This is a genomic window from Nocardiopsis sp. N85, from assembly GCF_028882275.1.
GTDB classification, from domain to species: domain Bacteria; phylum Actinomycetota; class Actinomycetes; order Streptosporangiales; family Streptosporangiaceae; genus Nocardiopsis; species Nocardiopsis lambiniae.
Window position 1 is genome coordinate 49,970 of sequence record NZ_JARBUT010000027.1, and the last position, 20,346, is coordinate 70,315.

The window sequence follows — 20,346 nt, forward strand, 5'->3', positions numbered from 1 at the left end:
GCACCCACCCTCGTCCCTGTTCGGCGGGACGGCCTCCGCCTAGCCTGAGGCCATGGGCACTGACGAAACCTCCGGGGTCGGCCCCCGGGTCACCCTGGAGGGGTTCCTTCGGGCGCGAAGAGACCGGGTCCGGCCGGACGACGTCGGGCTGGCGACCTCCGGACGCCGCCGGGTACCGGGCCTGCGTCGGGAGGAGGTCGCGATCCTGGCCGGGGTGAGCACCGACTACTACATGCGCCTCGAACAGGGACGGGAACGCCACCCCTCCCCCCAGGTGCTGGACGCGCTGGCCCGCGCCCTGCTGCTGGACGAGGAGGCGACCGACCACCTGCGGCGGCTGGCCCTCTCCGACGGGCGGCGCGGCCGGGGGTCGCGCCGATCCGGGCGGGTGGGCCCGCACCTGCTCCGCCTTCTCGACCGGTGGGGCGACACCCCCGCCTTCGTCATCGGCCCCACCCTGGACCTCGTGGCCCGCAACCGTCTCGCCGAAGCCCTGTACGCCGACTTCACGGTCACGGACAACCTGGCGCGGATGACCTTCCTCGACCCGGCCGCCCGCGACTTCCACCGCGACTGGAACCGTGCGGCGGACGCGGTGGTGGCGGAACTGCACAAGGCGGCGGGGCTGCGCCTCGACGACCCCCGGCTCAACGGACTCGTCGGAGAACTGTCCCTGAAGAGCACGGATTTCCGCGTGCTGTGGTCGCGTCACGACGTCCGGGGCAAGAGCGGCGGCACCAAACGGCTGTACCACCGCACGGTCGGCGACCTGGATCTGCACTACGAGAGCTTCACCGTCAACGACACCGAGGGGCAACAACTGGTCGTCTACCAGGCCGAGCCGGGGAGCCCGTCGGAGGAGGCCCTAACCCTGCTCGGGTCCCTGCACACCGCCTACCCGGCGACCGGATCGGAGCCGGGCGCGGGGGAACGACCCGCACGGACCTGAACGCCTCTCCGAGAGCGTCCAACGCGAGGGCCGCGCCGGTCACCCGGCGCGGCCCTCGCGCGTCGCAGGGCCGGGCCGTGCCCGTCGGCCCCGGCCGAGACGCCCTGACCGGGTGTGGCACACCAGGGTGCACGGCGACCTGGAACCCCCGGTGACGCGGAACCAGACTCGGGAGGGTCGGTCCACACAGAACCACCCGAGGGGACACCTCCCATGCGTTCCGAAGACTCCAAGCGCACCGCCGCCGAGGCGCCACTGGAGGCGATCCGGCGCCGGTCCGGCGACCCGCGCCGGCGCATCCTGTTCACCGGAGCGACGGTGCTCACCATGGACCCGGCCCTCGGCGTCCTCGACGACGCCGACGTCCTGGTCGAGGGGAACACCGTCGCCGCCGTGGGAACCGTCCCGGACGCGGGTGACGCGGTCGTCGTCGACGCCTCCGGAAGCGTCATCACACCCGGGTTCGTCGACACACACCGGCACGCCTGGCAGTCCCAACTGCGCCGGATCATGCCCGACGTCGACGACCTGGCGGGCTACGTGGTCTCCACCCTGGCGGGGTACGCGCCCGCCTACGACCCCGAGGACATGTACGTCGGGACCCGGCTGGCGGCACTGTCGGCGATCGACGCCGGTATCACCTGCATGCTCGACTTCTCGCACAACTCCCGTTCCCGGGAGCACTCCGACGCCGCCGTGCGCGCCCTGACCGACACCGGGATCCGAGGCGTGCACGCGTCCATGGGACCGCACTTCGGGGAGTGGGACCGGCAGTGGCCCGGGGACCTGGCCCGGCTACGCGAGGAGCACACCGACGACACCTCCCGCATGCTGACCCTGCGGGTCGCGGCACTGGCCACCGACGAGGTCGCCGGACCGGGCCCGGCCTACGGGCCCGACCTCGCCCGGATCTCCCGGGACCTCGGCATCGGCGTGAGCGTGGACGCGGTCTTCGGTGCCGGTTCCTCCTCGGCCGTCCTGGACTGGGCCGACCGGGGGCTGCTGGGACCGCACGTCACCCTGATCCACGCCACCGGGCTCACCGGGGAGGCGTGGAAGGCCATCGGCTCGACCGGGACCACCATCGCCCTCGCGCCCACCTCGGACGCGCAGATCGGGCTGGAGACGGCGATCCCGGCCGTCGACGAGGCCCTGGCCGCGGGGGTGCGCCCGGGGCTGAGCATCGACGTGGAGGTGGCCCTGGCAGGGGACATGTTCACCCAGATGCGCGCCCTGCACACCGTGCAGCGGATGCGCGCGGCCAACGCGGTGTACGGCACCGGCCGGGAGGCCGACCGGATCGGCGTCCACGACGTGCTGGACTTCGCCACCCTCCAGGGGGCCCGCACCAACGGGCTGGACGACGTGACCGGGTCGCTCACCCCGGGCAAGCGGGCGGACCTGCTCGTCGTCGAGGCCGAGGACCTCAACAACATGCCGCTCAACGACCCCGTGGGCACCGTGGTGCTCGGCGCCGACGCCCGCAACGTCACCACGGTGCTGATCGACGGGGAGCCCCGCAAGTGGGCGGGACGGGTCCTGGACGTGGACCTGGGCGAACTGCGCGCGCGGGTCCACGAGTCGCGGGACCGCGTGCTGGCGCGTGCGGCCCGTTGAGCACACCGCACGGACACGACGAGGGAACGAGGACGACCATGGGCATCACCGAAGCCTCCCGGCCCCGACGCGAGGACGCCGTGTCCGCGCGGGCCCGCGAGCCCGAGGACCGGCCGCTGCTGCTGACCGGAGGCACCGTGATCACGGGGAACCCGTTGATGGGCGACTGGGAGCGGGCCGACGTCCTCATCGGTGGCGGGGTGATCGTCGGCGTCGGCCCGGGGCTGCTGACCGCGGCCGAGGACGACGACATGATCGTGATCGACTGCGCGGGGACCGTGGTGCTGCCCGCCGCCGTCGACCTCACCGGGAACGGTGCGAGCGGCACCCTCACCCCGGGTGAGCGGGCGGACGTCGCCGTGTACCGGATCGCCGACGCCCCCGGTACTCCCCCGGGCGCGGCGCCGTTCCGGGGAGGGCACCGCGATCTGCTCATCGTCGACGGCCGGATCCGGGACGCCACGGAGGCGCCGGACGGGAGCGGGCCGGTGGCGGCCCCCTGGCCCGAGGGCGACGCCCCGCACCCGTACACGGGGACGTGGGTCACCGAGGACGGGTTCATCCGTCAGGAGCTGTTGCCGAACGGACGTTACGACGAGGGGCGCGGGGAGCGCGAGAGCGCCTACACCGGCCGCTACCGGGTCGGCGGGAACCGGATCGACTACCTGGACGACCTGGGGTTCTGGGCGTTCGGGGAGTTCCACGACGGCGTGCTGCACCACGCGGGGTACCGGTTCACCCGCCGTTGAACGATCGAGAGAGGAGGGCCGCCATGACCGAGGAGACCATCGCGCCGCACCCGTACGTGGGCATGTGGGTGACCGCCGACGGCCACATCCGGCAGGAGCTGTTGCCGAACGGACGTTACGACGAGGCGCGGGGGAACCGTCGGAGCGCCTACACCGGGAGCTATCGCGTCACCGGGGACCACATCGACTACGTGGACGACACGGGGTTCACCGCCACGGGCGATGTGCGCGACGGGGTGCTGTACCACGAGCACCTGGTGCTGTACCGGGAGGGAGGGGTGCCGGGCTGAGGGCCGGGACGTGCGTCGAAGGGCCGGGGTGCGTCCCCGGCCCTTCGGCGTTCGCGGACGGGGCCGGTGGCACCGGAACGAAGAGCGCGAGGGCCTTCACCGACCGGGACGGAGGCGCCGGGACCGGAGACGCGGGGGCGCTCACAGGGGTGGCGGGGCGCGCCCGCGCCTCGCCACGGGGAGGTCCGCCGGGCGCCCGGCGCGCTCTCGCGGCCCGTCGGGGTCGGCCGGTCGGGGGCGGCCGGTCGCTCACGGCGGCAGGGGTGATCGGTGTGATCGAGGGCCTCGCCGTCGGCCTTCGGTCGGCTCGACGTCCCGCCGCAGGGTTTTCCCGCCACCCCGGAAAACACTTGCCAAAGTGGAAAGTGAGTGCGAACCTGGAAACAGGAAACGATCGGAAGGATCGGCATGCGACAGGACGAAGCGGTGGACGCTCTCGAACAGGCGGGGACCCTGGGGGCCCGCATGCGCGGACAGGGTGGCTGGTACGGGATCTTCGGCGCGGGTTACGCGGCGATGAGCTGCGGCTTGATCCTCGCCATCGGGTTCGCCCCCTCCCTCTCGTTCATGATGTGGGCGACGGCGGCGTGCCTTCTGCTCATCGCCGTACTGGTCACCTATGCGCTCACCCGCCCCGTGCAGCCGCGCAGCATGGGGAGGCTGCACCTCGGCATGATGGGCGCCTGGACCGTCGTCTACTCGGTCACCGTGGTGGTCGGCAGCACCTGGCTGCCCGACGTGGCGGCGTGGTGGATCACCGGTGCCGTGCTCAGTGCCGTCCCGCCCCTGGTGGCCGGATACGTGGCGCTGCGACAGAGCAGGAACCCACGATGAGTCACCCGCGCAACCGGCTGGACGAGGTGATCCACTCCCCCGTGCGCTTCTCCGTGGTGGCAGCTCTCGCCGCCGTGGACCGCGCGGAGTTCCGGGTGGTACGGGACACGGTGGAGGTCAGTGACTCGGTGCTGTCCAAGCAGATCACCGTTTTGGAGAGCGCCGGCTACGTGAAGGTCCACAAGTTCACCGTGGGTCGGCGCACCCGGACCTCCCTGTCGCTGACCAAGGAGGGTCAGGCCGCCTTCGAACGGCATGTCGCGGCGTTGCGCGAGATCGCGGCGGGCACCGCCCTGGAGGGGTCGTCGGTCGGCGAGCCCACGGAGTGATCCCCCGGAGGTAGACGGCTTCGACGCGGCCGAACGGACCCGGCCTCGCCGCAGGGGAGGCCACCACGCGCTCGGCGCGCGGGCTCCCCGGGGTTCACCGAACGGTTCGGGCCGAGGCCCACCGCGCGGGAACGCAGAGGGCGGGAGGGTGCTCGCGCACATCCCGGTGCGGGGGTTCTCCTGAGGGGCGGAAGGCGACCGTTCGGCGCGCGCCCGTCCGCCCTCGTGGTGGGCGCGCGCCGAACGGTCGGTTCAGGTGGCCCGCCGCCGCAGGCGGAGCGCGGGCCCGGCATCGACGAGTTCCGCGCCGGAGACCTTCACGGTGTCGCCCTCCGTGGAGCCGGGATCCGTGGCTCCGAAGTCCGGAGCGCCCGGGTCCGTGGCGGCGGAGCCCGTGGAGCCGGGGTCCAGGGTGAGCGCGACGTTCTTCACCGCGTCCGCCGTGCCCTCCGCCGGCGCGGCGCGATCGCGCCGCTCGCGCACGATCTCCGGGACGGCGGGGCGGTCGCCGCGCTCGCCCCGTGTGGCCCCGATGCCCGCGACCACCACCAGCGCCATGCCGACGATCTGTAGGGCGGCGGGCGCCTGGCCGATGATGATCAGGCCCATCACCAGTGCCACTCCGGGTTCCATGCTGGAGAAGGTGCTGTAGGCGGTGCGGGTCATCCGCTGGAGCGCGATCATCTCCAGCAGGAACGGCACCATCGGGAACAGCAGCGCGATGAACAGGGTGAACAGGATGAGGTCGAGATCGGGTGCGGCGATGACCGCCGGGGCCCCGAAGGGCGCGGTGACCAGTGATCCGACGCCCATGGTCAGGGCCAGCCCGTGGACGGCGCCGAATCCGGCGCCCACCTTCTGGGTGAGGACGATGTAGAACACCACGCACACCGCGCCCGCCAGGGCGAAGCCCACACCGAGCAGGTCCAGGTCGCCCTGCCAGGGGCGGGTCAGGCAGAGCACCCCGGCGATGGCGGCGACGATCCACACGAGTTCGCGGCGGCGGCGCATGGCGGCCACGGCGACGACCAGGGTGCCGAGGAACTCGATGGCGGTGGCGGTGCCCAGCTCGATCCGCGCCGTCGCCTCGGAGTAGAACATCATCATCCCCGCACTCGCTGTGCCCAGGATCACCACGGCACCGCGCTCACGCCACGTCGCTTCGCGCACGGCCCGCCACAGAGAGCGACCACCCAGGGCCAACAGAAGGAGCGCCGCCCACGTCAGCCGCAACCAGGTGACCGTCGCCGGGCTCGCCTGCGCGAACGCCGTGACGGCCAGGGCGCTGCCGGTGTGCAGCGTGAACATACCGATGAGCAGCATGATCGGCGCCGGCACCTGGAGGCGGGCACGGCGCAGCGAGGGAAGGAAGGAGCGGATCACCCGACCAATCTGGCGCAGAGGTCCGTTTCTGTCCACGAACCGTTGGTTGATGGACCATGTAGTTTCAGTGGATGGATTTCACCCGTTTGCGGCTTCTGGTCGAACTGGAGCGCCTGGGCACGATGGTGGCCGTCTCCGAGGTCACCGGCATGAGCACGTCGGCGGTGTCCAAACACCTCGCCGTCCTCGAACACGAGGCCGGGGCGCCCCTGTTGGTCCCCGACGGGCGCCGGGTACGGCTGACCCCGGCGGGGCGGCGGTTGGCCGAACACGCGGTGGACATCCTGGCCCGGGTGGAGGCGGCTCGGGCGGAGTTCGACGGCGACGGCGAGCCGGTGGGCCGTGTCGACCTGGTCATGTACACCAGCGCCGCGCCCTTGGTGCTGCCGGCGCTGCGCCGGTTGCGCCACGATCACCCGGGCATCGACATCCATCTGACCGAGTACGAGTCGGAGCAGGCGCTCACCCTGTTGCAGAACGGCGGCGCCGATCTGGGGGTGGTGTACCAGTACAGTCTCCTCCCCCGAGATTTTCCGGGGACACTGACGGTACATCCGGTCGGCACCGAGGGCCTGTTGCTGTCCCAGCCCTCTCAGGGGGCGGACAGCCGGGCCCTGACCCGCCGCCGACTGCGCGACCTGGCGGGCGCCGCCTGGATCGCCAGCCCTTACCGGGGCGACGAGGAGACGCTGGTGCAGCGCATGTGCGCCGACGCGGGGTTCACGCCCCGCATCGTGCACCGCATCGACAACCTCGAACTGTTCGAGGAGTTGGTGGCCGCCGGGGTTGGCGTGGGGGTCGTCCCTCGCCTGTCGGCGACCACCCGGCGCGGGGTGGCCCATGCCCCGCTCGGCGAGCTGGGCGGGGTGCGCCAGGTGTACCTGGCCGGACGCACCGGCGGGTGGGCCTGGCGGCCGATCCGCGTGGTGGCCCGGTATCTGCACCAGGCCGCCGAGGACGTGCTCGACGACGTGCCGCCGCTACCGGAGTCCTCGGCCTTCCCGGGGTGAGCGCGGCCTGGGGCCCGCGCGATCATCCTGCGATGGCGAAGGGGCCCACCGAGGGCACCGGGACCTTGCTGGCGGCCTCGCGCACGGCGGTGAGCAGCGGTTCGGGGGTGGCCCCGGATCGGGACAGCGCGATGATGTGGCGGCGGGCGGTCTCGCGCACCCCGCGCACGACGATCTGCGGGGTGTTGATGCCGGTCCAGGCCAGGCGCGGCATGAGCGCGATGCCCAGGCCCGCCTGGACCAGGGAGAACACGGCGCTGAAGTCGTCGACGGTGTGCACCACGCGCGGTTGGAAGCCGGCCTGACTCGTGGCCGCGGTGACGCACTCGTGCCAGGCCGTGCCCGGCGCGGACATGATCCAGCCCTCGTCTGCCAGGTCCTCGGCCAGGTGCAGGCCGTTGCGGGTGGCGAGCGGGTGCTGGTAGGGCAGGATCGCGTCGAACAGCTCGACCATCACCGAGTCGGTGCGGAAGTCGGGGTCGCCGGCGGCGGGCAGATGGCCGGTGGACATGGTGAGCGCCACGTCGAGGCGGCCGGAGCGGACCATCTCGGCGCTCTGCTCGGGTTCGGCCTGGACGACCTCGAAGGACCAGCCCGGGTGGCTGACGCGCAGCCGGGCCAGGGCGGGGGCGATGAGGTCGCTGATGCCCGTGGAGAAGGAGCCGACGCGGATGACCCCGCGGTCGCCTTCGGCGTAGGCGGCCAGGTCGGCGCCGGCGCGCTCCATCTCCGCGAAGATCGCGGGGGCGCGTTCGAGCAGGACCCTGGCCCCGCCGGTGAGCATGAAACGACGGCCCTGGCGTTCGACGAGGGGGACCCCGGGCTCTCTGGCCAGGGAGGCGAGCTGCTGGGAGACCGCCGACGGTGTGACGTTGAGCGCCTCGGCCGTCGCGGCCACCGTGTGGTGATGCGCCAGGGCATGGAGGAGCTGCAACCGCCGTACGTCGATCATGGTCTCCAATGTAGGTCAGTACGCGCAGGTTTCCGGGCTTTTTCCGACACATTGCCCGTCTTGCGACAGTGATTCGCTGCACAACGTCCAAGACACCCCTTTCAGCCGACTCAAGAAGAAAAATTTGAACTTCTTCTTTCATCGTGATGCCGACCGAATTCTTTCCTCGTGTCACGCGCGTTCCGGTGAATACCGGCACGTACAGTCAGGACCACAGCTCAACCAAGGGCGCGCATCCTGGGCGCTCCGGGGGATCAGCACCCAATGCTGGTGGAACGGGTGAGAAGAACATGCAAACTTCGCTGATGACCAAACCTCGACCGAACGACGTCGGTGTGCTCGGCTTCCGCTACCTGGGCGCTCACGAGGTGGAGGAACTCGCAGACCTGTGGGGTGCCCTCCACCAGCAGCACGCCCTGGGCGCCTCCCACCTGTCCGACATCATCAGCACCACGACCATGGACGAGTCCTGGCGGCGACGTCGCGCCCAGTACCTGGCGTGGATGTCCGACCCCGAGACCCTGGCGATCCTCGCCGAGAACGGGGACGACCCGGCCGGGTACGCCATGGTGACGCTGCGCGAGAACCCGCAGGGCAGCTGGGACCGCGGCGAGCGCGTCGCGATCGTGCAGACCTTCGCCATCGACCCGGAGTACGCGGGCACCCGCGTCGGCTCCAAACTGTTGGACGAGATCCGCCACCAGCTGGCCGCGATGGGCATCCGCGACATCGAGTTCTCCCCCCTGGCCACGGCCTCGGAGGACATCAGCTTCCTGGAGACCGAGGGCTTCCGGCCCTTCGTGACCACCATGGTCTGCCGCGTCGACGGTTTCGGCGCCCACGACTGACGCCTCCCCTCCCCCGGGCGGACGCCCCCGTGCCCTTCGGCACGGGGGCGTCGCCGTGTCCGCACCCCCCGCGCGCCCCGATCACGCTGGGTCAGGTTATGACAACTGAAATGGGTTACCTTGCGCGCACGGTTTTCTCACCGTCGCGCCACTGTTCCCCTCCGTCACAGGAGGCCTAGCGTTCTTCCCGTCGCCCGGAACCGACAGGGGACCGGGGCACCCGTGGAAGGAGACCTCATGAAGAAGGCCGCCTATCGCATCGCCGCCAAGCTGCGCCTCATCGACGCGGAGCGGCTGACCCGCCCCTACATCTACTACTAGGCCACACCCTGATCGGCCCGTGCCGCCCCGGCGGCACGGGCCTCGTGCGGAAACGGACACGATGGCGGCTCTCTCCTCCGCTCCCCCGGGGCCCCGGGGCGGGCGATCCTCCTCCAACGCCGCCGACTACGCGGTGGACCCCCTGGGTTTCCTGACGGGGGCCGCCCGCGAGTTCGGCGACGTCGTCTCCCTCACCCCCACCAACGTGCTGCTGGCCCACCCCGACGACATCGGCCGGGTGCTGCTGGACCGCGAGGGGCGTGTCGTCAAGATCGGCGAGGCGGTCCGACGCGGCCCCATGGGCTTCCCCTCCGCCATGATGAACAGCGAGGGGGCCGACTGGGAGCGCAAACGGGCCCGGTTGCGCCCGGCCTTCCGCAGTGACCGGCTCGACCACCTGGAACACGCCGCACGGGACGGTGTCGCCCGTCTCCTGGACAGCTGGCACGACGGTCTGGAGATCGACGTCCACGACGAGATGTCCCGGTTGGCGATGGGCGTGGGCGCCGTGCACATCGCCGGACGGCCCCTGGGCGAACGCGGCGAGACCCTGACCCGGGCCGTGGCCGCGATCATGCGCCTGACCTCGGCCCCGCGCCTGCCGATGTGGCTGCCCACCCGGACCAATCGCGACCTGCGCCGGGCCCTGCGCGACTTCGACGCCGCCCTCGCCGCCCTGATCGCCGAGAACCCTCCCGGGGAGGACGCCCACGCCCTCGGCCGGTTGTTGGCCGACGACCCGCCCTTCCCCGAGGTCCGCGACGAGCTGGCCACCCTGCTGATGTCGGGGTACGAGACCACCGCCAACGCGTTGACCTGGCTTTTCCACGCCCTGGGAGCGAATCCGGAGGCGGGTGCGCGGATGGACGAACCGGGGTTCGCCTCGGCCGCCGCCAAGGAGGCGATGCGCCTGTACCCTCCGGCGTGGGTGATCAGCCGGGAGACCGTACGCCCCTTGGAGGTGGGCGGGTACGCACTGGCCGCCGGCGTCACCCTGGGACTCAGTCCATGGGTCGTCCACCGCGACGGACGATGGTTCCCGGACCCGGAGGAGTTCCGTCCCGAACGTTGGCTGAACGGCGGGCGTCCCGGGCACCGGCACGCCTACTTCCCCTTCGGTGCCGGGCCGCGCGGTTGCCTGGGCGCGTCCATGGCCCTGCGCGAGGTGGAGGTCATCGCGGCCCTCCTGTGCTCGCGGGTCCGACTGGAACCGGTGCGCCCCGAGGAGGTCCGCCCCCGACCGGCGTTGGCCTTGCAGCCGGTCGGGGTGCGGGCGGTGGTCCGGTTCCTCGGTTGAGGACCGCCGGGCGGTGCCGTTCAGGGGCGTTCGGCGCTCACCAGCAGGAAGGGGACCGCGACGAAGAGCCGTCCCTCCTCCGCCCGTTCCCGCTGTTCCGTCGCCCAGGATCGGGCCCGTGCCCCATCGATCGTTCCGGAGCGTTCCGCGGCGTCGGCGAATCCGATGAGCATGCCCAGGACCTCGGCGTCGGTGAACACCACGATCCGGCCCTCCGTCTCGATGTCGGTGAACCCGGCCGACGCCAACAGCGCCCGTTGGCGGCGCGGAGCGCGGGGGTCGGCCATGGTGTCGGCGTAGGCGGCGATGATGCGGCGGGTGGTGTCGGGGTCGTCGGAGTCGACCATGTAGGCGTCCCAGTCCTGTCCGAGCAGGACCACACGGCCGCCCGGGGCCAGCACCCGGCGCGCCTCGGCGAGGGCGCGGAGCGGGTCGTCGAGCGAGTGGTAGACCTTCTCCGCCCGGTAGCCCCGCATGGAACCGTCGGACAGGGGCAGCCGATAGGCGTCACCGTGGCGGAACTCGGCTCCGGGGTGGGCCGCACGGGCGGCGTCGAGCATGACGGGGTCCAGGTCCACTCCGACGGCGCGCGTGCCGGCCGCGGCGAGTTCGCCGGTGGCCCGGCCGCCTCCGCAGCCGACGTCCACGACGGCGTCCCCGGGATCGGCCCGGAGCAGTTCTCGGGCCCGATCGCGCAGGGCACGGGCCTCGGGTAGCAGGGAGAAACGGTCCAGACGGGTGAGGAGGCTTCGCGTGGCGACATCGTCACGTTGGGGAGTCGGCATGGCGGTATTGTCCGTCGGCGCGGCCTCGCGGACAAGGGCGTCGGGTTCGGGACGGACGCCGGTACACCCGCCCGCACCGTGCTTCCCACTCTTCCCCCGCCTCCCGTCCTCCCTCGCCCCACCCGTACCGCTTTCCCGCCCTCGCACGCCCGCACCACGTCTCTCGCTCCTCCCCACCCGCACCGTGCTTCCCGCCTTCCCCGCCCGCACCACGTCTCTCCCATGGACGAGGGCGTCGGGGCCGAGGGCCCGCGCGGATACCCGCCCACACCGTGTCCGGCCCGCACCGTGCCGCTCCCAGCGCGACACGCCCCGGCGCGGGCGGGGCCGGAAACGCTACGCTCGCCTGCGTGGCGACCTCCGACTCCAATACCTGCAACTTCCCCGGCTGTGACCGCCCGGTGCCCCGGGCCTCCTCACCCGGGCGACCTCCCCAGTACTGCGACCTGCCCGAGCACACCCGTTGGCGGGCCTGGAAGGAGCGCCAGCGGCAGGCCCAGGAGTCCGAACGTCAGGAGGCCGAGGCGCGCGCCGCCCGTGAACCCTCCGGTTCCGACGGCCCCGCGTTCGCCGCGGCCGAACCGGTGACGGCCGCCCGGCTGCGCGCCGACGACCTGCTCACCCGGTTCGCGGTACAGAGCGAACAGCTCACCGAGACACTGCGGTCCGCCACCGAGGCGTTCGCGACGATGACCGACCCGGCCGCGGCCGAGGCCCAGGTGGAGGCCGCCCGGCTGGCGGGGGGCCGGCACGCCGCCGAGGCCGACGCGGCCCGGCTGGAGGCGGAGAACCGTCGGCGTGAGGCGGAATCGGCCCGGCGGGCGGCCGAGGAGGCGGCGTCGGCGGCGATCGCCGCGACCACCGAGGCCGAGCGGATGGCCGAGGAGGCCTTGACCCGCCGGGACGAGGCCGAGGGCGCACGGGAGCGGGCGGAGCGGGAGACGGAACGGGCCGGGGAGGAACGCGACGCCGCCATCGCCGAGGCCAACGCGGGATTGGCCGCCGCCGAGCGCCGGATCGGTGAACTCCGTGACGCGGCCGAGCACGAACGCGCCGACGCCGCCCGGCGTCTACGGCACGCGCACGCCGAGGCCGAGGGGCTCCGGGCGGAGACGGCCGAGCACGCCCGCCGCCGTGACGAGGCCCTGGCCCGGGCCCGGAGCGAACAGGAGCGGGCCGACCGCGCCGAGGAGCGGATCCACCGGCTCGAAGAGTCGCTGATCGCCGAACGCGAACGCGCCAAGGCCGAACTCGCCCGGATCGAGCGCGCGCTGGAGTCGGAGCGGACGGCGGCCGTGGCCGAACGCGAACGGCTCACCGCCGAACTGGAGCGTTCGGTGGCCGAACGCGAACGGCTGACGGAGGAGTTGGCGACGCAACGGCGCGGGGCCGAGCTCACCCTCGCCGAGTCGCGCGAGGCCGCGGCCGCCCGGCTGGCGTTGGCGGAGGAGGCGCGGGACCGCGCCGCGGAACGGGCCGACCGGGCCGAGGCCGAACGCGACGGGGCACTCGCCCGGGCGGCCGAGGCCGAGGCGGCCACCGCGCGGAATTGAGTTCCCCTCCTCCCTGAGGAGAGGGGGTCGGGGCCACCCGCCGACGGCCCGAGGCGTGCGCCCCGTCACGGGTCCACCCGCGGCCTTCCCGTACTCCCGGCCGCCCCCGGCGGCCCTGGGGCCCGGGTCCGTCCCGGCACCCGGGGGCGCAGGGTGGCCGAGGACACCCTCTCGGGGGCGCGGACCCGACCCGGGGGCGTCCTGGCAGCTCAGAGAGTGGAGAGGTCGGCGCATCGACGCGCGATGAGGGCCGCGCCGAAGGCGGGGTGGCCGAGGACACGGAGAGGGAATCGAACCCGAAACCGGGGGTAAAGCGTCCTCTGAGTCATGAGTACCGATTCGTCCCGGTCTAGGATGGGGCACGTGCGAGATCTGGGAACCACGGGCGATACCGGACCTCTCGATGTGGGCGACACCTCGCAGCCGGTCCCCCGACGCGCCACCATCGGTGAGCGTCCCCGACCGCGTGTGGACCTGCGTGCCGTCTTCGGGCTGGAGTCGGGTGCCTGGGCCTGGACCACCGCCGCGCAGGCCGCCATCGCCATGACCGTCTCCTTCGCCTTGGGGGCGTGGTTGTTCGGCGCGCAGGTCGCCACTCTCGCGGCGATGGGCTCGATGACGGTCCTGTACGAGAAGAAGACCCCCTACGTCTACCGGTCGGCCGCGCTGGCCCTGGTCGGCCTGGGTTTCGTGGGCAGCGTGACGATGGGTTCGCTGGCCTCGGCGCTCTCCCCGTGGGCGGGGGTGTTCTCCATCGGGCTGACCGCCGGTCTGGCCACCTGGATCTGCGCCGCCTGGCGGGTGGACAAGCCCGGCCCGCTGTTCATCGTCCTGGTCGGCGCGATCTCCACGATCGTGCCCGGCGGTCTGACCGACGTCCCCCTGCACGCCGCCATCGCCGCGCTCGGGGCGGCCATCGGCTGGGCGGTGTCGATGTCGGGTGTCGTCGTGCGCGCCCGCCACCCCGAGTACCAGGCGGTGGCCGTGGCCTACCGCAGGCTCGCCGCCCTGCTGCGGTCGGTGGGCACCCCGGAGCTGGACCACGCGCAGCACGACGCCTCGGTCGCGGTCGCCGACGCCTGGCGCCTGGTGCTGCTGGCGCAGACCCGCGGGTACCGGACCAGCGGCGAGGCGGCCCGACTGCGTTCGCTGCTGCGCCGGGTCTCCGACGTCCACCTGACCACGACCCAGGTGTGCATGGCCCGCACCACCCCGCTGCCCCCGGAGGCGGCGGCCTTCGCCGACAGGATGGCCGCGGCGGTCGCCGACCCCGACCGGGCACCCGATCCGGCCGAACTGGACGGGGTGCGTCGGGGCATGCGCCCCCGTTCCCTGGAGGCGCGCCTGTACGGGTTGATGGCGCGGGCCGCCTCGGCCGAACGCAGGGACGGTGAGGAGTTCGAGGACGACGAGAGCGCCCGGACCCTGCACGACGAGCGTTACCCGGCGCTGTGGGGGGCGCTGCGCTCCAGTCTGAGCCCGGAGTCGCTCATCCGCCCCACCGCGCTGCGCATGTGGATCACGGTGACGGCGGCGGGGGCCCTGTCCTTGGCCGTGGGCCTGGAGAACTCCTACTGGGTGGGCATCACCACGACGGCCGTCCTCCAAGGCGGCAACGTGGTCCTGACCCTCAACCGGTCGGTGCAGCGGTCGCTCGGCACCCTGCTCGGCGTGGTGATCGGGGCGTTCCTCATCGCCGCGAACCCGCCGCTGACGGCGGTCATCGTGCTGGCGGCGGCGTTCCAGGGGGCGGCCCAACTGGTCATCGGGCGCAACTTCTTCTACGGTTCGCTGCTGATCACCCCGATGGCGCTGCTGCTGTCCTACACGGCGGCGCCGCACCCGATCACCGAGCTGGCCGAGACCCGCATCATCGACACCGTGGTCGGCGGCCTGGTGGGGCTGGCCGGGGCGATGCTGCTGTGGCGGGGCGCGTCGGCGACCCGGTTGCCGCAGTCGATCGTGGGTGTGCTGGAGGAGGCCCGCCGGTGCGTGTCGGCGGTGCTGGACCAGGACACCGAGATCGCCCCCGGGCTCCGCTACGAGCTGCGACGGGACATGCGGGCGGCGCTGGTGAGCCTGCGCGGGGTCTACGACAGCGCGATCGGCGATGTTCCTCGCGCCGCCTCCACCCGACCGCTGTGGCCGGTGGTGGTGGCCACCCAGCGCACGGGATACCTGGCGTTGTCCGCGTTGGCGTTGGAGGACCCCGAACCCGTCGGGACGATCACCCTGCAACGGGTGGACCTGGCCTTCCGCGAACTGATCTCGGCGATGGAGGAGCGGCGCACCCCGAGGATGGGGGCGCTGCCCCGGCTGCCCGCCTACCCGCGGATCAACATGGAGCTGCGCGCCCTGTCGACGGCGATGGCCGGTGCGGTCGCCCAGGACGAGCGGACGGCCCGGCTGGAGGCCCGGCAGCGGGCCGAACTGGAGCGGCACCGGGCACAGGACGACGTCGACGCCGATCTTTGACGCGGGAGCGTCCCCGGTGGGGACGCTCCCGCGCCACGGCTCAGCCGACGAGGGCGAAGGCGCGCACGGGGAAGGCGGCAAGCCCGCGCACCTTGGCGGGCACGGCGAAGAACCGAAACCCCTCGTTGGGCAGCTCGTCGAGCAGGCACAGGTGCGAGACGACCGGGATCCCGGCGGCCAAGAGGACGGCCAGGGCGGGGCGGGCCCCCTCGGTGGCCGGGGCCGTGTCGTCCACGCCCACCGAGTCGATGCCCACCAGGACCGCACCCGCCTCGACGAGGGTCTTGGCCGCGGCCTCGGTCAGGTGCGGGTGGTCGAATCCGCCGTAGGCCTCGGTGCGCCAGTGGCGGTCCCAGCCGGTGCGCAGCAGAACGGCCCTGCCGCGCAGATCCAGACCGGAGAAGACCTCCGGTCCGATCTGACGGGCATCGGCCACGTCGACGACCGCGCCGGGGAGGTCCGCGACCCGGTCCAGGTCCAGATCGGCGAGGTCTGCGCCGTCCCGGTAACGGTGGGCGGGCATCTCCACGTAGGTGCCGGTGGCACCGGCCATGGTGACACGGCCACCGCCGTTGCCGTGCCCGGCGGTCCCCGGGGTGGTCGAACTCTCGGTGATGCTCGGTTCCGGAAGGTTCGGACTGGTGATCATCCCGTCGGTGATCTGATGGCTGACGTCGACCGGTTTGGACATGGCTGTTCTTCCTCGCTTCACGAGCGCGTCCGGTGCACGACCTCCGACCTGCGTCAGAGGTCTAGACCATGAGCCTAGCGTGTGTGACCCACGCCACCGTATTGATCTCCCCGGGGAGTTCGGGGGAAGTCCCCGGAATCGGTGGGCCCCCTCGACCCGACGCCGGACTCCACCGGCCGGGTAAGGTCATGGCACGCGCGGAGCGGCGGATCCGTGGAGTTCCCCCGCACACGCCGATCGGCATCACCCACGGAGAAGGGTCCACTTCATGGTGTCACTGTACGGAGCGGCCAAGGTCGTCGTCGCGCCCGCGACCCGCATGGTGTGGCCCGTGAAGATGGAGGGCGCCCACCACGTGCCCCGCGAAGGCGGGGCCATCCTGGCGGTCAACCACCTGGCGCTCATCGACCCCCTGTTCATCGGCGTCGCCTGCCCTCGGCCGGTGCGGTTCATCGCCAAGCAGGAGCTGTTCGACGAGGGAACGCTGCCGCGTCGGACGCTCGCGCGGATCCTGCGCGGGCTCGGCCAGCTGTCGGTGGACCGCCGTCCGGGCCAGAGCTCCCAGGAGGCGATGGACAACAGCCTGGGCGTGCTGGAACGCGGCGAGGTGTTCGGGATCTTCCCCGAGGGCACCCGCTCCCCCGACGGCCGCCTGTACAAGGGCCAGACCGGACTGGCCTGGCTGGCGCTGACCACCGACGTCCCGGTGATCCCGGTGGCGCTGACCGGGACCGAGCGGATTTTTCCACGGGGACGCAGGGTCCCCTCGTTCAACCGGGTGGGCGTGCGTTTCGGTGAGGCCGTCGACCTGTCCTCGTGGAAGGGCCTGGCCGACAAGGCCAAGCCCCGCCGGGAGGCGACCGACGCCATCATGGAGGCGATCGCCAAGCTGTCCGGCCAGGAGCGCGTCCTCCGGTACGCCGCCTCGGTCAAGGCGGAACTGGAACGGGGCGGACCCCAGGGGTGACTTTCCCCACAATCGACTCGGGGCTGATTCGCCGTTGACGGCGCGTTGACCCTTCAGCGGGGAGGGGAACGTCGCCCGCGCGTACGCCGCGACCCCCGCCCCAGCTGGGATGCCGGTGTGCGGTGGCGCCGATGCGCCGCCCCGGCCCCGAAGCCGCCCCCCGTAGGCGGAGGCGGAATTTCCCACCAGTATAGTGGGGATTACCGGTGTCGCCACCGGATAGATTAGGCAAGCCTTACCTTTTGATGGCGTCCGACCCTGGCGCGAAGACTTGGAGCTGTGCGATGACGCGACCCCTGCGAGTGGGAATCGTTGGTGCCGGTCCGGCGGGCATCTACGCCGCGGACCTGCTCACCAAGGACGAGACCCTGTCCGCGTGCGGCACGTCCGTCAGCATCGACATCCTGGACAAGCTGCCCTCCCCCTACGGCCTGGTCCGCTACGGCGTCGCCCCGGACCACCCCCGGATCAAGCAGATCCAGGGGGCCCTGCACAAGATCCTCGACAAGCCGGAGATCACCTTCTACGGCAACGTCGAGTACGGCGTGGACCTCAAGCTGGAGGACCTGCACCGGCACTACGACGCGGTCATCTTCTCCACCGGCAGCGACCGCGACCGCCCCCTGGACATCCCCGGTATCGACCTGCCCGGCAGCCACGGCGCCGCCGACTTCGTCTTCTGGTACGACTCCCACCCCGACGTCTCGCCGTCCTGGCACGTCGAGGGCAGCAGCGTCGCCGTGATCGGCGCGGGCAACGTCGCCGTCGACGTGGCCCGCATCCTCGCCAAGAACGCCGACGACCTGCTCGAAACCGACATCACCGACAACGTCTACGAGGGGCTGCGCGCCAAGCGGGTCACCGACGTGCACGTCTTCGCGCGCCGGGGCATCGCCCAGTGCAAGGCCACCCCGATGGAGTTGCGCGAACTCGACAAGCAGCCCGGGGTCGAGGTCATCGTCTACCCCGAGGACTTCGAGATGGACGAGGGCAGCCTCCAGGCCTGCGAGGACTCCAACCAGGTCAAGACCAACGTCAAGGTGCTACAGAACTGGGCGATCCGCGACCCCCGCGGCGACGATGTCCGCCTGCACCTGCACTTCCTGCACGCCCCGGTGGAGGTGCTCGGCGAGGACCGGGTCACCGGTCTGCGCACCGAGCGCATGGAACTCACCGGCGACGGCAACGTCAGGGGCACCGGCGAGTACGTGGACCACGAGGTCCAGGCCGTCTACCGGGCCATCGGTTACCTGGGTTCGCCCCTGGCCGACCTGCCCTTCGACGAGGAGCGCGGTGTCGTTCCCAACCGCGAGGGCCGGGTCCTGGACCTGGACGAGAACCACATCCCCGGGGTCTACGCCACCGGCTGGATCAAGCGCGGCCCGGTCGGCCTGATCGGCCACACCAAGGGCGACGCCATGGAGACCGTCGCCAAACTGGTCTCCGACCGCGAGACGTTCACCCCCGCCGTCGAACCCGACCCGATCGCGTTCCGGGCCCTGTTGGAGGAGCGCGGCGTGGAGTACACCACCTGGGAGGGCTGGCAGCGGATCGAGGCCCACGAAGAGGAGCTGGGGGCCGCCCGCGGCCGCAAGCGCCTCAAGCTGCTCACCCGCGAGGAACAGACCACGATCGCGCGCCGGGGCTGACCCCGCGCGAACCTCCCCGCCGGCCCCGCTCCCCTCTGCGGGGCCGGCATCCTTGTTCCCCGTCACGGCGGATCCCCACCGTGATATTGCGCATGCGACTCGCCCTGGGATCATGGAACAACGGCCCGGTTCCATGGGTTAGAGTCACTGTTGGTCGGTGTGGTAGCAAGTGTCCCCCGGGCCTCAACTATTGCCTTCGCGGAATACCGCGTACGGCCCCCGCGAGGGGTGACCGTACGGTCCGGAGCCCCGTTGTGCCCCGCGCCGAGAGGCGACCACCATGCCGACCATCATCCTCGTGCCCCGCTCCCACCGAGGTGGGAGCGGGGCATCTTGGTATTCTCCCCGAGAAGAACGACGAAGGACGGTCAGGCGTGGACGAACGGTCCCCCCGGCAGCCGGATTCCTCCGGACCGCCCGAGGAGTCGGGTGACACCCCGGCCCGAGGGGTGCGCCCGGAGAACCCCTACCGCATTCCTCAGCGACCCGCGGCTTCGGAAGGAACGAACCCGGTCTCCCCTGTTCCTCGGGAGACCCCCGCCGCCCCCTCCGGCCGTCCCGAGTCCTGGGACGCCCCTTACCCGGCCGCGCAGGGGCCCACCGGCGAGTGGAACATCCCCCAGCCCGACGAGACCCCTCCCGCGGACACCTGGAAGGACTGGGAGACCCCGGAAGGTTCTCCCGAGGAGACCGCCGGGGCGGACCCTCAGGAGAGCACGTCCGTCTGGGATCGCCCCAAGCGCGCCCGACAGGACGGCACCGACGCGCCGGAAACGTCCGCCAGGGACTCCGGTGACGGACGCGACTCCTGGGGCCGCCTCAAGGAGACCGCCGGCGATGCCGACGGTGAGCCGCAGGCCGACTCCTCCGCGTGGGCGACCGACGAGCTCGGTTCCTCCCGGTCCGGAACCGGATCCCACGCCGCCTGGACCGGTTCGCACGGCGGGCCGCAGCCGAGCGGCGCCGCGTGGGACACCGGCGACGGAGGCGACACCTGGAGCGACCCGCTGAGCGACGCACGCCCCGACGCCACCACGTGGACGGCCGACGACCTCGGAACCGGAACCGGCTCGCACCGCGCCCCCGAGGACCCCCGGACCACCCGGCCCGACACCCACAGCGGACCACAGCCGAGCGGCACCGCCTGGGGCACCGGCGACGGAGGCGACAGCCGGGGGCGGTCCGAGGACACCACCCTCCCCGACGGCACCGACACCTGGGGCGAACAGCGCGGCCTCCCCGACGACTTCGGCGCGGGCCGGGGCGGTGCCCACAGTGGGCCCCGAGAGGACACCACCGCCCGGGCGGTCGGAGACCTCGGTTCCCAGGCCCCGTCCCACCCCGGAACCGGAGCCCCCTCCACCGCGCACGGGATCGGCGATCCACGGGAGACACGGGAGACCTGGACCGGTTCGCACGGCGGGCCGCAGCCGAGCGGCGCCGCGTGGGACACCGGCGACGGAGGCGACACCTGGAGCGACCCGCTGAGCGACGCACGCCCCGACGCCACCACGTGGACGGCCGACGACCTCGGAACCGGAACCGGCTCGCACCGCGCCCCCGAGGACCCCCGGACCACCCGGCCCGACACCCACAGCGGACCACAGCCGAGCGGCACCGCCTGGGGCACCGGCGACGGAGGCGACA

General features: G+C 72.4%; 18 protein-coding genes and 1 pseudogene. 15 read left to right on the plus strand and 4 right to left on the minus strand.

The features are described from left to right. Positions 1 to 52: 52 nt before the first annotated feature. The 6 genes from PWG71_RS26515 (at position 53) to PWG71_RS26540 (ending at position 4,768) form a co-directional block, all read left to right on the plus strand. Positions 53 to 949 carry a helix-turn-helix domain-containing protein gene (locus PWG71_RS26515; RefSeq protein ID WP_274812752.1) on the plus strand — a complete coding sequence of 299 codons (897 nt, stop codon included), beginning with the start codon at positions 53 to 55 and terminating at the stop codon, positions 947 to 949. 213 nt (positions 950 to 1,162) lie between these two features. After that, a complete protein-coding gene (locus PWG71_RS26520) occupies positions 1,163 to 2,566 on the plus strand; it encodes an amidohydrolase family protein (protein WP_274812753.1) in 1,404 nt (467 codons plus the stop codon). Positions 2,567 to 2,604: 38 nt separating this feature from the next. Further along, complete coding sequence (locus tag PWG71_RS26525) at positions 2,605 to 3,315, plus strand: Atu4866 domain-containing protein (RefSeq protein WP_274812754.1); 711 nt, start codon at positions 2,605 to 2,607, stop codon at positions 3,313 to 3,315. Positions 3,316 to 3,338: 23 nt separating this feature from the next. After that, entirely contained in the window at positions 3,339 to 3,605 is a 267-nt protein-coding gene (locus PWG71_RS26530; protein ID WP_274812755.1) for an Atu4866 domain-containing protein, read from the plus strand. 408 nt (positions 3,606 to 4,013) lie between these two features. Next, positions 4,014 to 4,439 (plus strand): hypothetical protein, encoded by a 426-nt coding sequence (locus PWG71_RS26535; protein WP_274812756.1) that lies wholly within the window; start codon positions 4,014 to 4,016, stop codon positions 4,437 to 4,439. After that, positions 4,436 to 4,768 carry a winged helix-turn-helix domain-containing protein gene (locus PWG71_RS26540; protein ID WP_274812757.1) on the plus strand — a complete coding sequence of 111 codons (333 nt, stop codon included), beginning with the start codon at positions 4,436 to 4,438 and terminating at the stop codon, positions 4,766 to 4,768. Before PWG71_RS26535 ends, PWG71_RS26540 begins: the two co-directional genes overlap by 4 nt. A gap of 252 nt (positions 4,769 to 5,020) precedes the next feature. Here the strand turns inward: PWG71_RS26540 and PWG71_RS26545 are convergent, their stop codons facing one another. Next, entirely contained in the window at positions 5,021 to 6,151 is a 1,131-nt protein-coding gene (locus PWG71_RS26545; RefSeq protein WP_274812758.1) for an EamA family transporter, read from the minus strand. Positions 6,152 to 6,222: 71 nt separating this feature from the next. Here PWG71_RS26545 and PWG71_RS26550 point away from each other — a divergent pair, with 71 nt between their 5' ends. Further along, positions 6,223 to 7,161 carry a LysR family transcriptional regulator gene (locus tag PWG71_RS26550; RefSeq protein ID WP_274812760.1) on the plus strand — a complete coding sequence of 313 codons (939 nt, stop codon included), beginning with the start codon at positions 6,223 to 6,225 and terminating at the stop codon, positions 7,159 to 7,161. Positions 7,162 to 7,183: 22 nt separating this feature from the next. On the opposite strand, the gene PWG71_RS26555 is transcribed toward PWG71_RS26550, so the two are convergent. After that, the gene (locus tag PWG71_RS26555) at positions 7,184 to 8,113 is read right to left on the minus strand and encodes a LysR family transcriptional regulator (RefSeq protein ID WP_274812762.1); all 930 of its coding nucleotides are present in this window, start codon (positions 8,111 to 8,113) and stop codon (positions 7,184 to 7,186) included. 305 nt (positions 8,114 to 8,418) lie between these two features. Here PWG71_RS26555 and PWG71_RS26560 point away from each other — a divergent pair, with 305 nt between their 5' ends. The 3 genes from PWG71_RS26560 (at position 8,419) to PWG71_RS26570 (ending at position 10,579) form a co-directional block, all read left to right on the plus strand. Further along, positions 8,419 to 8,961, plus strand: a complete 543-nt coding sequence (locus PWG71_RS26560; protein ID WP_274812763.1) for a GNAT family N-acetyltransferase — start codon at positions 8,419 to 8,421, stop codon at positions 8,959 to 8,961. Between the two features lie 222 nt (positions 8,962 to 9,183). Then, positions 9,184 to 9,282, plus strand: a complete 99-nt coding sequence (locus PWG71_RS26565) for a cittilin family RiPP precursor (protein ID WP_274812764.1) — start codon at positions 9,184 to 9,186, stop codon at positions 9,280 to 9,282. Between the two features lie 61 nt (positions 9,283 to 9,343). Continuing rightward, a complete protein-coding gene (locus PWG71_RS26570) occupies positions 9,344 to 10,579 on the plus strand; it encodes a cytochrome P450 (RefSeq protein ID WP_274812765.1) in 1,236 nt (411 codons plus the stop codon). A gap of 20 nt (positions 10,580 to 10,599) precedes the next feature. Here PWG71_RS26570 and PWG71_RS26575 read toward each other — a convergent pair whose 3' ends face one another. Further along, positions 10,600 to 11,364 (minus strand): methyltransferase domain-containing protein, encoded by a 765-nt coding sequence (locus PWG71_RS26575; RefSeq protein ID WP_274812766.1) that lies wholly within the window; start codon positions 11,362 to 11,364, stop codon positions 10,600 to 10,602. Between the two features lie 350 nt (positions 11,365 to 11,714). On the opposite strand from PWG71_RS26575, the gene PWG71_RS26580 reads away from it, so the two are divergent. Both PWG71_RS26580 and PWG71_RS26585 read left to right on the plus strand, forming a co-directional pair. After that, positions 11,715 to 12,917, plus strand: a complete 1,203-nt coding sequence (locus PWG71_RS26580; protein WP_274812767.1) for a hypothetical protein — start codon at positions 11,715 to 11,717, stop codon at positions 12,915 to 12,917. Between the two features lie 354 nt (positions 12,918 to 13,271). Then, entirely contained in the window at positions 13,272 to 15,392 is a 2,121-nt protein-coding gene (locus PWG71_RS26585) for an FUSC family protein (protein ID WP_274812768.1), read from the plus strand. Between the two features lie 40 nt (positions 15,393 to 15,432). Here PWG71_RS26585 and PWG71_RS26590 read toward each other — a convergent pair whose 3' ends face one another. Further along, on the minus strand, positions 15,433 to 16,083 hold the full coding sequence (locus tag PWG71_RS26590; RefSeq protein ID WP_274812769.1) for a cyclase family protein: 651 nt from the start codon (positions 16,081 to 16,083) through the stop codon (positions 15,433 to 15,435). A 271-nt stretch (positions 16,084 to 16,354) separates the two neighbouring features. On the opposite strand from PWG71_RS26590, the gene PWG71_RS26595 reads away from it, so the two are divergent. From PWG71_RS26595 to PWG71_RS26605, 3 genes and pseudogenes are all read left to right on the plus strand, one after another. Beyond that, positions 16,355 to 17,050, plus strand: a complete 696-nt coding sequence (locus PWG71_RS26595) for a lysophospholipid acyltransferase family protein (RefSeq protein WP_274812783.1) — start codon at positions 16,355 to 16,357, stop codon at positions 17,048 to 17,050. A 302-nt stretch (positions 17,051 to 17,352) separates the two neighbouring features. Further along, the gene (locus PWG71_RS26600) at positions 17,353 to 18,699 is read left to right on the plus strand and encodes an FAD-dependent oxidoreductase (RefSeq protein ID WP_274812784.1); all 1,347 of its coding nucleotides are present in this window, start codon (positions 17,353 to 17,355) and stop codon (positions 18,697 to 18,699) included. A gap of 374 nt (positions 18,700 to 19,073) precedes the next feature. Beyond that, positions 19,074 to 20,346 (plus strand): annotated as a pseudogene (locus PWG71_RS26605) (hypothetical protein); the annotation flags it as partial.